15 protein-coding genes and 1 tRNA gene are annotated in these 13,337 nt (G+C 65.8%); 9 read left to right on the forward strand and 7 right to left on the reverse strand.

Going from position 1 to position 13,337, the window contains the following annotated elements; genetic code table 11:
* Positions 1 to 83: 83 nt before the first annotated feature.
* From JOY90_RS25120 to JOY90_RS25130, 3 genes are all read right to left on the reverse strand, one after another.
* The gene (locus tag JOY90_RS25120) at positions 84 to 902 is read right to left on the reverse strand and encodes an extracellular solute-binding protein (RefSeq protein ID WP_291693806.1); all 819 of its coding nucleotides are present in this window, start codon (positions 900 to 902) and stop codon (positions 84 to 86) included.
* Positions 903 to 1,156: 254 nt separating this feature from the next.
* A complete protein-coding gene (locus tag JOY90_RS25125; RefSeq protein ID WP_291693807.1) occupies positions 1,157 to 1,759 on the reverse strand; it encodes a DUF6461 domain-containing protein in 603 nt (200 codons plus the stop codon).
* A 155-nt stretch (positions 1,760 to 1,914) separates the two neighbouring features.
* Positions 1,915 to 2,001: transfer RNA gene (locus tag JOY90_RS25130), tRNA-Leu, on the reverse strand.
* A gap of 275 nt (positions 2,002 to 2,276) precedes the next feature.
* Between JOY90_RS25130 and JOY90_RS25135 the strand changes: the two genes are divergently transcribed.
* Positions 2,277 to 2,756, forward strand: coding sequence for a hypothetical protein (locus tag JOY90_RS25135; RefSeq protein WP_291693808.1), 480 nt, complete (start codon positions 2,277 to 2,279; stop codon positions 2,754 to 2,756).
* 11 nt (positions 2,757 to 2,767) lie between these two features.
* Here the strand turns inward: JOY90_RS25135 and JOY90_RS25140 are convergent, their stop codons facing one another.
* Both JOY90_RS25140 and JOY90_RS25145 read right to left on the reverse strand, forming a co-directional pair.
* Positions 2,768 to 3,967, reverse strand: coding sequence for an FAD-dependent monooxygenase (locus JOY90_RS25140; RefSeq protein WP_291693809.1), 1,200 nt, complete (start codon positions 3,965 to 3,967; stop codon positions 2,768 to 2,770).
* Positions 3,968 to 3,991: 24 nt separating this feature from the next.
* Entirely contained in the window at positions 3,992 to 4,234 is a 243-nt protein-coding gene (locus JOY90_RS25145) for a zinc-finger domain-containing protein (protein WP_291693810.1), read from the reverse strand.
* A gap of 247 nt (positions 4,235 to 4,481) precedes the next feature.
* On the opposite strand from JOY90_RS25145, the gene JOY90_RS25150 reads away from it, so the two are divergent.
* The 6 genes from JOY90_RS25150 to JOY90_RS25175 all read left to right on the forward strand — a co-directional run bounded on the left by JOY90_RS25150 (position 4,482) and on the right by JOY90_RS25175 (position 11,143).
* Positions 4,482 to 5,606 (forward strand): hypothetical protein, encoded by a 1,125-nt coding sequence (locus JOY90_RS25150; protein WP_291693811.1) that lies wholly within the window; start codon positions 4,482 to 4,484, stop codon positions 5,604 to 5,606.
* Between the two features lie 68 nt (positions 5,607 to 5,674).
* Positions 5,675 to 6,427, forward strand: coding sequence for an alpha/beta hydrolase (locus tag JOY90_RS25155; RefSeq protein ID WP_291693812.1), 753 nt, complete (start codon positions 5,675 to 5,677; stop codon positions 6,425 to 6,427).
* A 171-nt stretch (positions 6,428 to 6,598) separates the two neighbouring features.
* Positions 6,599 to 7,426: a serine O-acetyltransferase gene (cysE, locus tag JOY90_RS25160; RefSeq protein ID WP_291693813.1), complete on the forward strand. Its 828-nt coding sequence runs from the start codon at positions 6,599 to 6,601 to the stop codon at positions 7,424 to 7,426.
* A 261-nt stretch (positions 7,427 to 7,687) separates the two neighbouring features.
* Positions 7,688 to 7,900 carry a DUF3126 family protein gene (locus tag JOY90_RS25165; RefSeq protein ID WP_024510665.1) on the forward strand — a complete coding sequence of 71 codons (213 nt, stop codon included), beginning with the start codon at positions 7,688 to 7,690 and terminating at the stop codon, positions 7,898 to 7,900.
* A gap of 121 nt (positions 7,901 to 8,021) precedes the next feature.
* Positions 8,022 to 9,227 carry an FAD-binding domain gene (locus tag JOY90_RS25170; RefSeq protein WP_291693814.1) on the forward strand — a complete coding sequence of 402 codons (1,206 nt, stop codon included), beginning with the start codon at positions 8,022 to 8,024 and terminating at the stop codon, positions 9,225 to 9,227.
* Between the two features lie 98 nt (positions 9,228 to 9,325).
* Positions 9,326 to 11,143, forward strand: a complete 1,818-nt coding sequence (locus JOY90_RS25175; protein WP_291693815.1) for a chloride channel protein — start codon at positions 9,326 to 9,328, stop codon at positions 11,141 to 11,143.
* An 18-nt stretch (positions 11,144 to 11,161) separates the two neighbouring features.
* On the opposite strand, the gene JOY90_RS25180 is transcribed toward JOY90_RS25175, so the two are convergent.
* On the reverse strand, positions 11,162 to 11,887 hold the full coding sequence (locus JOY90_RS25180) for a hypothetical protein (RefSeq protein WP_291693816.1): 726 nt from the start codon (positions 11,885 to 11,887) through the stop codon (positions 11,162 to 11,164).
* 213 nt (positions 11,888 to 12,100) lie between these two features.
* On the opposite strand from JOY90_RS25180, the gene JOY90_RS25185 reads away from it, so the two are divergent.
* Positions 12,101 to 12,430, forward strand: a complete 330-nt coding sequence (locus JOY90_RS25185) for a hypothetical protein (protein WP_291693817.1) — start codon at positions 12,101 to 12,103, stop codon at positions 12,428 to 12,430.
* A gap of 85 nt (positions 12,431 to 12,515) precedes the next feature.
* Entirely contained in the window at positions 12,516 to 13,046 is a 531-nt protein-coding gene (locus tag JOY90_RS25190; protein WP_291693818.1) for a gamma carbonic anhydrase family protein, read from the forward strand.
* On the opposite strand, the gene JOY90_RS25195 is transcribed toward JOY90_RS25190, so the two are convergent.
* Positions 13,018 to 13,272 carry a hypothetical protein gene (locus JOY90_RS25195; RefSeq protein WP_291693819.1) on the reverse strand — a complete coding sequence of 85 codons (255 nt, stop codon included), beginning with the start codon at positions 13,270 to 13,272 and terminating at the stop codon, positions 13,018 to 13,020. The two genes, JOY90_RS25190 and JOY90_RS25195, sit on opposite strands and share 29 nt — an antisense overlap.
* Positions 13,273 to 13,337 lie beyond the last annotated feature (65 nt).

A 13,337-nucleotide genomic window follows, 5' to 3' on the forward strand; every position in this document is an offset into this window, starting at 1 on the left:
GAATGACGGCGAAGAAGACGTTGCGCTGAGCTTAGGACGCAAGGGGTAGCTGACTTACCGCGCGAGGGCAGGAGCTGCTCCTACTACTGCCCCGCCGGCAGGCCGATCGGCTTGAAGTCGGCTTTTGCCAGCACGGCCTGTCCCTCCGGCGAGAGGATGGTGAGCGCGAGCAGCAGGGCGGCCGGCTTCGCGTCCTTGAGCACGGCAAGGCCGTATTGCGGGCCGACGCTCAGCTCCGGCGGGAATTCGCGCATCGTCAGCGACGGATCGAGCCTGGCAAAGCGGGCGCGGCCGGAGCAATAGACGATGGCGAGATCGATCTTGCCGTCACGCAACGCGTCGAGCACGTAATCGCCGCTCTTCGCCGGCGGCGTGCCGGGCGGGTTGTCGATCGTCACGGCCCGTGCCTGCAGCGTCGCGCCGCTGCCTTTGCGCAAGCCCTCGGCGACCTTGAAGAGCTCGACGGTGTAGTCGCCGAGCGGATCGATCCTGGCGGGCGAGACGCCGATCTTCACGCCGTCCTTCAGCATCGCGTCGAGCGGGCTCGCCGCGGTGCCGGCCTGTGTTGGCGCCAGCAGGCAGAGCGTATTCTGCGCGAACATCGCCATGACGGAGGCGCGCCCGTCCTTGACGAGCTTCACCGCATGGCCGATGTCCGCGGATGTGAACAGGTCGACCTTGTCGCCGCCCTCGATGCGCTCGCGCATGCGCCCCGACGCACCGAACTCGCCGTGCACTGTGATGCCGTGCGCCCTCTCGAACAGGGACGCCATCTCGGTCATCGCCTCGCGCAGGCTGCCGGCGCCATAGAGCACGAGGGCGTCGTCCGCGGCGACACGGGTGGCGGAGCCGACGAAGATAGCGGCGGTGAGGGCAAGGGATGCGAGGAAGGGCAGTCTCATGGACGATACCTGACAAGGAGAAGCGGGAACCAGCAAGTTTCGATCGCTGTATTTGTCAGGATATAATGTGCGCGGCGCGCTGTCGATTTTGTTGATGTGCTATCGAAGGTGATCGCCATGTCCGTGAAGCCACGATGCGCCTGCCGTATCCGCCATGGTTCAAATGGGGCAATCCCGACGCCGAATGATGCTCGAGGTGACGTTCTCGGACCGCTGGGTGATCTCGACCACGACACGGGCGAGATCGCCGGACTTCATGGCGCCGTCCCGCACAGATAGCTGGCCGAATCCAGATCCTCGGACGTCAACCGGACGCCGGTCACATGCTCCATCAATGCGAACGCGGCCTCGATGTGGTGCTCCCAATCGCGGTCCAGCCCCTCGCGGAGATCGAAGCCGACCCGTTGCATGAGTTCGGCCAGCCCGTTCGCATCGCTGCCCTCACGCGAGGTGGGAAACAACGGCTCGAAGCCCAACCTGACCTTGCCGTCCTCCGCCCAGCAGAAGCGGCTCACGGCATTCACGTTCCGGAACAGCGAAACCATCTTGGTGCCGAGGGACAGTGAAGTCACGATCGCGTCGGTCACACCCTGAAAACCGTTGGGCTCGACCGCAAGCGTCCAGCCGTCGATGATGGTGGCGGCGACCAGCAGCGGCGGGTGGCCCCGCGGCGCCTCCGACGCGTAGTAGTGGCGGCACACGTCCGCGACGCCCGTCAGACGTGTCGTTTCCCTCGTCCCCATCCGGCGCAGCACCTCGGCAGGTGCCAGATCCCGCACCAGCGTCAGGCAGAACGCGTCAGCGAGATCAGGGTAGCGCTCGGCGAACCAAAGATAGTCGGCAGCGGTCGCGGTCACTCGGGTGATCCTCTCAATCTAGGCCCGGATATGACGCCATATCCGCCCGCCCGACATGACAATGGCCGCAGCTTCGGACGACGGTCGCGACAAAATGAATCAACGGTCCGACGTTCGGCGGCAGCGCAACCGACATCGAAATGCAGGCTGAACCATGGTGCGGGCGGTGGGACTCGAACCCACACGACGTTGCCATCGAGGGATTTTAAGTCCCTTGCGTCTACCAGTTCCGCCACGTCCGCGTTGCGCGCCAGGGCACGCGGCTTGCTCTTAGGGCGAATCCTGATCGCGCTCTACCCAATATTTGAACGGGCACGACTTTGCCTGCAAAACCGGCACGATGCGCGCAACTTCGGCCTCGATTCCTGCGACATCTATATTCGTATGAAAAATCAGTGAGTTAGATGGCTTTCCAAGCTTCCGGATGAGGTTGGGGCGGTGCTGCTGCGGCCAGCCTCAATCCGGACAAGACCGCCTGCTTTAGCGAACGTCAACCTTATGGATTTATCAACGCCTGATGATCGCCGGCGCTTCCAAACCCAGAACCTGCGCACGCCTTGCCGCGGCGCTCCTGTTGCTGGCATCGCTCCTCGCCGGCTGCGCCGACATGGGCGACAGCATGACGGTGGCGTTTGCTGACCCCGCCAAATATGAGCTCTATGATTGCAAGCAGCTCGAAGGGGAGCGCAAGAGCCTCGACAACCGCGAGGCCGAGCTGCAGGGGCTGATGGCGAAGGCCGACACCGGTTTCGCGGGCCCCGTGGTGTCGGAGCTCGCCTATCGCAACGACTACATCTCCATCCGCGGCCAGAAGCATTTCGCCGATGAAGCCTGGCGCCGCAACAACTGCCGGGAATCGGCACCCGCGCCCGTTGCCGGCCCGGGTCCCGCCGACACCAAGGCCGCCCTTGCCAAGGCGAGGGCCAGATCGCCGAGCCCGAAGCCCGTGAGCGCCAAGCCCACCAGCCGCGCCAGATCCGACAGCGCGGCCGACTGAGCGCGTCGCGCTCACGCCTGCCAGCGATAGATCCAGTCCTGTTGCGCCAGCATGCGCCTCGGCCCCATGGCGCGGATGGTGAGGTCGCGCGCCAGCGCCAACGGCCCGGTGAGATGATAGATGCGGCCGCGTCCGCGTGCCGCCTGCTGCACCTGGAGCACGCGCGGGCGGCGCAGCCTGGCATAGCGTCGCAACGCGGTTGCGACGTTCGCGGCGCCCGGCATCGGGCTTTCGCTCAGGACCTTGGCGAGCACGGCCGCATCCTCGATCGCCATGCCGGCGCCCTGGGCCGCGAATGGCAGCATCGCATGGGCGGCGTCGCCGAGCAGGGCGATCGCGCCGCTGGCCCATTCGCCGCCTTCCGGCACCGTGAACAGGGCCCATCGGCGCCAATGGTCGACGGCGCTGATCATCATCCGCGCCGGGCCGGGCCAGCGCCGGGCGTCGAAGGTTCCCTTCAGCTCGATGCCGTCGCCGGGCGAGTTCCAGCCCGGCCGGTTCCAGATACCGGGCACGATGGCGACGACATTGATCTGGCGTGCGCCGGATACGGGATAGGCGACCAGATGCGCGCCCGGTCCCATCCAGAGCTGCACCCGCCGCGAGGTGTATTCGCGCGGCAATTGCGTGGCGTTGAGCATGCCGCGCCAGGCGATCAGCCCGGAGAATTGCGGTTGCACCTTGGGAAACATCTGGTGACGCACGGCCGACCAGATGCCGTCTGCGCCGATCAGCGCGAGCGCCACCTCCTGCTGCCGCAGGTCGCCGCGACGCTGGACCACCGTCAGTCCCTTGGCATGGGCCACGGTATCCTCGAACTGGCAGCCGAGCCGCAGCTCGATGTCGGGATGGTCGTCGACCGCGCCCCGCAGCGCCGCCTGCAGATCGGCGCGATGGATCACCCAATAGGGCGCGCCGGCGTCGAGTGTGTCGGCGCCCAATGGCACGCGGGCGATCTCGCCGCCGGCACGCGCGCTGGAGATGCTGATGGCCTCCGGCACCACGGCGCGGCTGCGCAGCCGCTCGGCAAGGCCGAGGTCGACCAGCACCCGGCTGGCATTGGGCGAGAGCTGCAAGCCCGCGCCGGCTTCCTCCAGCCGCTCGGACTTCTCCAGCACCACCACGCGAAAACCCTTGGCCGCCAGCGCCAGCGACGCCGTCAAGCCGCCGATCCCGGCGCCCGCGACGAAAATGGTACGCGACGACGCCACGGCCGGAAGTCTCTCGAGCTCAGGTCAGGCGACGTCCTTCAGCACGCATTCGGGCGGTCTTGCCTCGCCGGCGCCGAGATCGTCGGCGAAGCGGTAGAGCGTCGAGCAATACGGGCAGATGATCTCTTTGTCGTTACCGAGATCGAGAAACACGTGCGGGTGATCGAACGGCGGATTGGCACCCACGCACATGAATTCCTGCGAGCCGATCTCGATGACGGGCACGCCAGCATCATTGTGGAAGTGCGGAACGACGTTATCGGCCATCATATTCACCTTGGGTGGCAATGTAAGCGGACGCAATCAACACGATGCGCTGCCGTCGAGAGGGCCGCGCACCATACCGGCGGATGAAGTTGATTCCTACGGGCTGCGCCGCCCATTCTGCACAGCCAAATTCGACACAATCTTGTCGTGCCAGAGAAGCCCTTCTTTCGTCGGGGCCGTTGTGTCGCAATTTCGGCACACTATTTTCAAGGACGATGTAAGCTGGAGCAAAGGTCAGGATTTGCACGTGAAGCGGCGACGGATCAGCCCGGCCCTGGTGGGAATCGCGATTTCTGCAGCGCTCTGCGCGGCGGTGTGGCCGCGCGCACGCGAGGCGGGTGCCGTGCTCTCCGCACAGGATGATCCGGCGCAGCTTTCGGAGCTCGAAACCAGCGCGATGCTGCGCAACAACGGTGCCGTGGTCGCCCAGAACATCGATGCCGCGCTGAGGGCGGGCGATGCCGATCTCGCCAACAGCTTCGTGGCGCTGGCGCGGGAGAAGGGCGTCCCGGTGGCCGACGAGCAGGCGCACCGGGTGGCCGACGCCGTCGCCGAGGAGGGCTCGTCGGCGCACATGATGAAGCGCTTCGCCTCGGGGCTCGTGACCGGCAATGTCGAGGACGGCGCCAGCCTGTCGGGCACCGTCGCCGGCGATCTGTTCGTGTTCGGTGACATCCGCGACGTGGTGCGCGAGGGCAAGCACCTGGCGATGGGCGAGCAGACCGATCGCGTGATCCTCGGCCTCGCCGCCGCGGGGCTTGCCGTGACGGCTGCGACCTATGTCTCCGCCGGCGGCGCGGCGCCCGTACGCGCGGGCCTGACGCTGGTGAAGGATGCGCGAAGGGTCGGCCGGTTGAGCGAGGGGCTGGTGGAATTCGCCGGCCGTTCTGCGCGCGACATCGTCGATACGCCGGCGCTGGAGAAGGCGGTCGCCTCGGGCTCGGCGCGGCCGAGCGCGATTGCGGCCGCGTTCCGCGCCGAGAAGGCCGGCGGTCTCGTCCGGCTCGCCAAGGACGTGGGACGCGTCACCGAACGAGCCGGCACCCGCGGCGCGCTCGACACGCTGAAGATCGCGGAAGGCCCGAAGGATGTGGAGCGCGCCGCCCGGCTGGCGGAGAAATCGGGCGGCAAGACGCGTGCGATCATGAAGCTGCTCGGCCGCGGCGCGCTCTTGCTCGTGACCGGCGCATTCGATCTGACGCTGTGGGTGTTCAGCGCGCTTCTCACCCTGTTCGGCCTGTTGTGCTCGATCAAGGCAACCACCGAGCGCGCGACCCAGGCCTGGTGCGATCACAAGAGGCGTCGCCGCCTGCAAAGGCAGGCGGCAGCGGCGGCTGCGCCGATGGTGGCGGCAGCGGGCCTCGCGGGTTAGATTCCACGGCAGATCCTGTTCGCCGATTCTTCTTCGCCGATTCTTCTCACACAACAACGGACCGACCGATGCCGAGCTTCAACAACGGCGCTGTTGAAATCGCCTTTCTCGACGAAGGCGAGGGCGATCCCATCCTCCTGGTGCACGGCTTTGCCTCGAGCAAGAACGTGAACTGGGTGTATCCGACCTGGGTCTCCGAATTGCGCAGGAACGGACGCCGCGTCGTCGCGCTAGACAACCGCGGTCATGGCGATTCGGAGAAGCTGTACGATCCCGCACAATATTCCATTCCGGCCATGGCCGGCGACGTCATCGCGCTGATGGACCATCTGGACATCGGTCGCGCCGATGTCATGGGCTATTCGCTGGGGGCGCGCATGACGGCCTGGCTCGGGCGCAACGAGCCCACGCGCGTGCGCTCGGCGATCCTGGGGGGCATCGGGATGGCGATGATCGATGGCAAGGTCCCCGGCGAGAACGTGGCCGCGGCGCTCGAAGCGCCCGCGCTGGAAGATGTCACCGATCCGGTGGGACGCACCTTCCGTGCCTTCGCCGATCAGACCCGTTCCGACCGCAAGGCGCTCGCGGCGTGCCTGCGCGGTTCGCGCGACCCGATGAGCATGGAAGACGCCGCGGCGATCAGCGTGCCGGTGCTGATCGCCGTCGGCACGACCGATGAGGTCGCGGGCTCCGCAGCGGCGCTGGGCAACATCATCCCGGACTCCGAGGTGCTCGACATTCCCAACCGCGATCACATGCGTGCGGTCGGCGACAAGGTCTACAAGACCGGCGTGAATGAGTTTCTGTCGCGCAGACCATGACATGTTTTCATGAAGGGCCGCCACTATCTTGACTTCCCGGTGCAGTGGCCCACCTTCTGGCGGCGCGAACCTTGAGCGGAAAGCGAACGTTCACCGTTACCGCAGGCCGACGGGACTCTTTGGCCGTCGCCGTGGTACAAGGAATGACAATCGAGTTGGCGGGAGCATCCCATGGCAATTCATCAGGCCCATCCGCAGGGCGGCAAGCTCGCCGCCCTCGACCCGATCTGGGACCGCGTCCGCAGCGAGGCCGAGGACATCGTCCGCCGCGAGCCGGAGCTCGCCACCTTCATCTATTCGATGGTGCTGCATCATGATCGCCTGGAGGATTCGGTGGTGCACCGGCTCGCCGAACGCCTCGATCATTCGGCGCTGTCGGGAGACCTGATCCGGCAGACCTATGACGAGGCGCTGCGCGACGAGCCGGACATCGGCAACGCGTTCCGCGCCGATCTCGTCGCCGTCTATGACCGCGATCCCGCGACCTTGCGCTTCATCGATCCCTTGCTCTATTTCAAGGGTTTCCACGCCTTGCAGACGCATCGTCTGGCGCATTGGCTCCTCCAGAAGGGCCGCAGGGATTTCGCCTTCTACTTGCAGAGCCGCTCCTCCGCGGTGTTCCAGACCGACATCAATCCGGCGGCACGCATTGGTCGCGGCATCTTCCTCGATCATGCCACCGGCTTCGTCTGCGGCGAGACCGCCGTCATCGACGACGACGTCTCGATCCTGCACGGCGTCACGCTCGGCGGCACCGGCAAGGAGAACGAGGACCGGCATCCGAAGATTCGCCATGGCGTCATGATCGGCGCCGGCGCGAAGATTCTCGGCAATATCGAGATCGGCCATTGCGCGCGCATCGCGGCAGGCTCCGTCGTCGTGAAGCCCGTGCCCAACAATGTGACGGTTGCGGGTGTGCCTGCCAAGATCGTCGGCGAGGCGGGATGCGCCGAGCCGTCGCGCACCATGGATCAGATGATCAGCGCCATCGGCCTCTAGCAAAACATTGATTCAAGTGGTTTGGTTTGGGGCTTCTCTTGAATGCCCCGTGGAGGGAATGACGCGAATCCTCCGAATCCGTTACATGATGCCACATCGAAAAATCTTTCTTGTTGCACCTCGTTGCTGATAATCTCGCCAGGCGGGCGTCAGGTCACGGCTTTGCCGCATATGTGACACGGGACATGTGAGACGGGACACTAGCTCTTCGCGCGCTCCCGTCCTAAAACCCGCCCAACCCAAATCCGACTGGAGACTGCCGTGGACGTTCAGGAAGTCAGGAAGCTCGACGCCTATCTCAAACGCGTGTTCGGCAATCCCAAGATCCGCGTGGTGCCGCGGCCGAAGAAGGACGATTCGGCCGAGGTCTATATCGGTGAGGAGTTCATCGGCGTCTTGTTCGTCGATGACGAGGACGATGACCGCTCGTTCCAGTTCCAGATGGCGATCCTGGAAGACGACCTCGTCGAGTGAGGCCGGATCGGCCGTGCCCGAAGCGAACGGCTCACGGGAAATCGGCGGATGGCCGATTTCCGCCTTCACGACTTGTTGCACGCGCCTTCAAGATGCGTCGGACCGGTTCTACCTCACCTGGATGAGAACCGTCTTGATTGCGGGGGCAGGAATTGCGGGACCAACGCTGGCGTTCTGGCTGAAGGCCGCCGGGTTCGAACCGACGCTCGTCGAAAGGGCGCCGGGCCTGCGGAGCGGCGGCTATGTCATCGACTTCTGGGGGCTTGGCTACGACATTGCCGAGCGCATGGGCCTGATCGCGGAAATCAACCGCGTCGGCTATCACGTGCAGGAGTTGCGCATCGTGGACGACGCCGGCCGGCGCCGCGCCGGCTTTGGCACCAGAGTCTTCTCCGAGCTGACCGACGGTCGTTTTGTGACGCTGCCCCGGAGCGAGCTGTCCCGGCTGCTGTTCGAGCGGGTGAAAGGACGCGCCGAAACCGTTTTCGGTGACGAGATCGTCGCGCTGGCGGAGGAGGGCGATGGCGTCCGCGTTCAATTGAAGCATGCGGGCGAACGCCGGTTCGATTGCGTGATCGGCGCCGACGGCCTGCATTCGGCGGTGCGCAGGCTGGCGTTCGGACCGCAGCCGCAATTCGAGACATATCTCGGTTACGTCGTCGCCGCCTGCGAGGTTGCCGGCTTTCGTCCGCGCGATGAGGACGTGTACGTGATGTATGGCCAGCCCGGCCGGATGATCGGACGGTTCACGTTGCGCGACGACCGTACCCTGCTGCTGTTCGTGCTCGTCGCCGACCGCGCTGCCGTGCCGACGACTCTCGATCGCCAGAAGGCGATGCTGCAAGCGGCCTATGGTGCCGGAAAATGGGACTGCCCGAAAATCCTCTCCGAACTGGAGCGCACCGATGAGCTCTATTTCGACAGCGTCAGCCAGATCAGGATGCCGGGCTGGTCGCGCGGCCGTGTCGCGCTGGTGGGCGATGCCGCTTTCTGCGTGTCGCTGTTGGCGGGGCAGGGATCGGCACTGGCGATGATTTCGGCGTATGTGCTGGCCGGCGAGCTCGCCGCCGCGGAAAGCGATCATGCCCGAGCCTTTGCGCGATACGAGGCGCGGCTGCGCGGCTATATCAGCGCCAAGCAGCGCGGCGCCGAGCGCTTTGCCGGCGCGTTCGCGCCGAAAACGCGGGCCGGCCTGGCTTTCCGCAATCTCGTCATCAGGACGTTTGCGGTGCCGGGCCTGGCCAAGCTTGCGATCGGAAGGGAGATCGCCGACGCCCTGCCGCTCCCCGATTATCACTGGCCGTTGCTCGCGCGTCCGGCTGCCTAGTTTTTGGCCGCGCACCGTCGCGAAGGCAGGAACCGCTGTTCACGGCGGCCCGTTCGTGTATGCGTAGCCTCAGTCGTTTCGCAACATCGTGTATCCGAATGCCCGCCGTCCTTGCTTCCGAAGACAGCCGCGCCGTCATTGCCAGCAACCCGAAGCCGATCCATGAGGAGAAGCGGGTCAGCCTGCTGACCCTGTGCGGCCTCGCGCTCGTCATCGGGGTGATGACGGGCCTCGGCGCAGTCGCCTTCCGCGCGCTGATCGCCTTCGTTCACAACGCCTTCTACAACGGCCGGCTGAGCTTGCTCTACGATGCGAATGTCAGCGAGGGGCCGAGCCGGTTCGGCGATTTTGTCCTGCTCTCGCCGATCATCGGCGGCCTGATCGTCGTGTTCATCGTCAAGCGCTTCGCGCCCGAAGCCAAGGGCCACGGCGTGCCGGAGGTGATGGACGCGATCTTCTACAAGCATGGCAATATCCGCGGCAAGGTCGCACTGGTGAAAGCGCTGGCCTCGGCGCTCTCGATCGGCAGTGGCGCTGCGGTGGGACGCGAAGGTCCGATCATCCAGATCGGCTCGGCGCTCGGCTCCGCCTTCGCCCAGCTCATCGGCTTGTCGACGTCGCAGAAGATCACGCTGTTGTCGGCCGGCGCAGGCGCCGGCATCGCCGCGACCTTCAACACGCCGCTGGGCGGGGTGTTGTTCGCGCTGGAGATCCTGCTGCCGGAAGTCTCCAACCGCACCTTCCTTCCCGTCGTCGTGGCGACCGGCGCGGCGACGACCATCGGTCGGCTGCTGATCGGGCCTGATCCCGCCTTCGCAGTGCCCGACGTGCAATTCTCGCTGGCCGGATCGCTGGCGGTCGGAGAGGTGATCGGCTTCGTGCTGCTCGGCCTGCTCTGTGGCCTCGCCGCATGGGCGTTCATCCGCCTGCTCGTGTTCATGGAGGACGGCTTTCCGAAGCTGCCGGGTGGCGACTACATCCAGAACATCGTCGGGATGGCCATCATCGGCGTGATGATGGTGGCGCTCACCCATGCTTTCGGCCATTCCTATGTCGATGGCGTCGGCTATTCGGTGATCCAGTCGATCCTGGACCAGAAGATGACCGCGGCGGGGCTGCTCGCGCTGTTGTTCGTGCTGAAAATGGTCGCCACCACGGTCAGCCTCGGCAGCGGCGCCTCCGGCGGCATTTTTTCACCCTCGCTCTATCTCGGTGCGACGCTCGGCGCAGCCTTTGCCGCGGCGTTCGGGGCGCTGCTGCCGCATGCCAGCCTGAGCCTGCCGTCGGCCGCGATCATCGGCATGGCGGCCGTCGTCGGCGCCGGCACCGGCGGGGTCATGACGGCGATCGTCATGGTGTTCGAGATGACGCGCGACTACGCGATCATCGTTCCCGTGATCGTCGCGGTCGCACTCGCCGCGGGCGTCCGGCGCGCGCTGATCGGCGAGACCATCTACACCATCAAGCTGCGCCACCGCGGCCACCGCATCCCCAAGGAGCGCCACATCAACCTCTATCTGGTGAAGCAGGCGCAGGACATCATGGAGCGCCGTTTCATCATCGCGAAGGCCGGGACGACCTTGCAGCAGGCCATGCGCGACGAGGATACCGATGACCTGCGTGCCATCGTGGTCGAGCGGGACGGGCGCGTCGTGGGGCTGATCCCGCCGCGCTCCGGGCTGTGGCTGGAATCGCGCAGCAATCCAGATGTCCTGGTCGAGCATTATGTCGAGCGCCGGCTCGTGATCTGTCGCGAGCAGGACCTCTTGAGCCTCGTCTTCGCCAGGCTGAAGCGCCATCGCGCAGGCGCCGCGGTGGCGTTCCGCGGCACGGCGCGGCCGCGCATCGATGATGTCGTCGGCATTATCACCAAGCGGGCGATCGCGGACGCCGTCATCGACAGCTATGCGGATTGAGCGGCGGCACGGGCCCGCTCACCGCGCGCCGTGCAGCTCAAGCGTCAGCCGCTGGATCGCGCCGGCGACGTCGCGCCATTGCGTGAGCCAGCCCCGCGGAAAACGGAAGGTGAGGTCGGCGCCGTCGATGCGGCGCTGGCTCAGGCACATGCCGGGCGTGGCGGCATCGCGCGAGCAGCGCGCGGTGAACTCGGGCGTGGCGGCGTGGAACAGATCCTCGCCGCCATAGGGCGTCCCGTCGCGAAACGCGCGCATGCTCAGGCCGTCCGTGACGGGCACCTCATTGAGCGCGAGATAGCGCGGATAGATGCTGCTCACGAGCATGCCCGGCGCCGGCGCACCGGCATTCGCCGCGATCGACAGGAAGATGCGATCGATCGGCGGCGTCGCTTCGCCGGCCAGCTCAGCGTTCGCATGCCGCGGCGCTTCCTTCAGCCCTTCGCCGGGCGCTTCCGCCGGCTCGAGCGAAGGAAAGCTGAAATCGAGATCGATCCGCTCCTGCGCACCGGAGTGTCGCTGGATCTTCACGCGGATCGCGGCGGTCGGCGCGTTGAACAGCGTCCCGCCGACGCTCACCGGCAGCCGCTCCGGCAGGCTCGATCCGTTCACGCCCCAGGTCGGCCACAACAGATAGAGCACGAGCGCGATGGCTCCGGCCGTCAACGCGGTTGCGATCAGGATCGGGAGGACGTGGCCACGGCGGGTCCAGTCTCGCGCGCGGGAATGAGGCGAGAACATCGTCATGAACGGGCACCCATGGCCGGAGAACGGCGTCCGGCATGCACGCCGAATCAGCGCCGAATATGCCACGTTTTCGCGGAGGATTTTCGTCGGCCATCGCCGCCCCTCACGAGGTTCCGTTCGGCCGATTAACCCTTTCTTAGGGATGATCTGGCGCGGAGAGTGGGATTTTGCCAAAGGAGGAGGGCGGTCAGTTCAGGTTGCGGAAGTTCGCCAATGTCGCCCGATGCGCTGAATTCCCTGTTCTCCCTCTGCCTCGGTTTCGCGTTGGCCGGCGCCCTGACGAGCGGTTTCCAGGCCTTTGCGCGGCGGCCCGCCGGCTTCGGGCTGTTGCAGGAGGGAATTACGCCGCACCGTTTCGCGGCCGTCCCGTTCCTGGTGTTCGCCGCGCCTTTCATCATCATGCGCAATACGCTGCGCGGCGTGCAGCTCGAGCGGCGCCGTTTCGAATTCGTGATGATCGCAACGGTGATTGCCGGCTTCTGGAGCCTGATGTCCGGCACCTTCTTCCTGATGACGCTGCGCGCCGCCGGTTTTCTGGCCTGAGGTTCACGCCGCCGCCCTTGGTCGCGGGCCGGCTTGAAATGCTTCGTTCCGCCATGCCAAGGTCGCCGGTGAACAGGAGATCTCGATGGCGATCTACGAACTCGACGGGCTGGCGCCCGAACTTCCCGACGACGGCCAATACTTCATCGCCGACACCGCGGCCGTGATCGGCAAGGTTCGCCTGGGGAGCATGGCGAGCGTCTGGTTCGGCGCGGTGCTGCGCGGCGACAACGAATGGATCGAGATCGGGGAAGGGTCCAACGTGCAGGACAACTGCACCTGCCATACCGATCTCGGCTTTCCGCTCATGGTCGGAAAGAACTGCACGGTCGGCCACGACGTCATTTTGCATGGCTGCACCATCGAGGACGATGCGCTGGTCGGGATGGGATCGATCGTGATGAACGGTGCGAAGATCGGCCGTGGCAGCATCGTCGGCGCCGGTTCGGTCGTCACCGAGGGAAAGGAGTTTCCCGCCAATTCGCTCATCATCGGCGCGCCGGCGCGCGTGATCCGCACCCTCGATCCCGACCAGGCCGAGGAGGCGAAATATCCCGTGCAGTCCTACAGGCGCAACGGCCCGCGCTTCAGGAATGGCCTGAGGAAGATCGGCTGAGGCTTCGACGCGCGCCGGACTTGCGCGCCGAGTCCGCTTTCTTTCCTTCCTTCTCGAGGGCCGCGCTCTTGCGCAGCGCGGCCTTCAGGTCGACCGGGATTCCGTGCTTCTTCATGAGATCGGCGAAGGCCTCGTCGGCGAGCTCCTGGAACGTCGCCATTCGGTCGCGCGCGAGCTGCTTCAGCTTGGCGAAGGTGTCCTCGTCGAACTCGATCAGTTTGCGCATCGGCTGTACGTCCTTCGTCGTGGCCCGCGGAGAAAGCCGAGCAGTAACGATCCTTCCGGTCAAGC

The organism is Bradyrhizobium sp., from assembly GCF_019242285.1.
GTDB lineage: Bacteria > Pseudomonadota > Alphaproteobacteria > Rhizobiales > Xanthobacteraceae > Bradyrhizobium.

Coding starts and splice junctions, on each gene's coding strand:
- JOY90_RS25120 (WP_291693806.1), bottom strand. CDS start 902: ATGAGACTGCCCTTCCTCGCATCCCTTGCCCTCACCGCCGCTATCTTC.
- JOY90_RS25135 (WP_291693808.1), top strand. CDS start 2,277: ATGATCGCCGGCGCTTCCAAACCCAGAACCTGCGCACGCCTTGCCGCG.
- JOY90_RS25145 (WP_291693810.1), bottom strand. CDS start 4,234: ATGGCCGATAACGTCGTTCCGCACTTCCACAATGATGCTGGCGTGCCC.
- JOY90_RS25155 (WP_291693812.1), top strand. CDS start 5,675: ATGCCGAGCTTCAACAACGGCGCTGTTGAAATCGCCTTTCTCGACGAA.
- cysE (WP_291693813.1), top strand. CDS start 6,599: ATGGCAATTCATCAGGCCCATCCGCAGGGCGGCAAGCTCGCCGCCCTC.
- JOY90_RS25170 (WP_291693814.1), top strand. CDS start 8,022: ATGAGAACCGTCTTGATTGCGGGGGCAGGAATTGCGGGACCAACGCTG.
- JOY90_RS25175 (WP_291693815.1), top strand. CDS start 9,326: ATGCCCGCCGTCCTTGCTTCCGAAGACAGCCGCGCCGTCATTGCCAGC.
- JOY90_RS25180 (WP_291693816.1), bottom strand. CDS start 11,887: ATGACGATGTTCTCGCCTCATTCCCGCGCGCGAGACTGGACCCGCCGT.
- JOY90_RS25185 (WP_291693817.1), top strand. CDS start 12,101: ATGTCGCCCGATGCGCTGAATTCCCTGTTCTCCCTCTGCCTCGGTTTC.
- JOY90_RS25190 (WP_291693818.1), top strand. CDS start 12,516: ATGGCGATCTACGAACTCGACGGGCTGGCGCCCGAACTTCCCGACGAC.
- JOY90_RS25195 (WP_291693819.1), bottom strand. CDS start 13,272: ATGCGCAAACTGATCGAGTTCGACGAGGACACCTTCGCCAAGCTGAAG.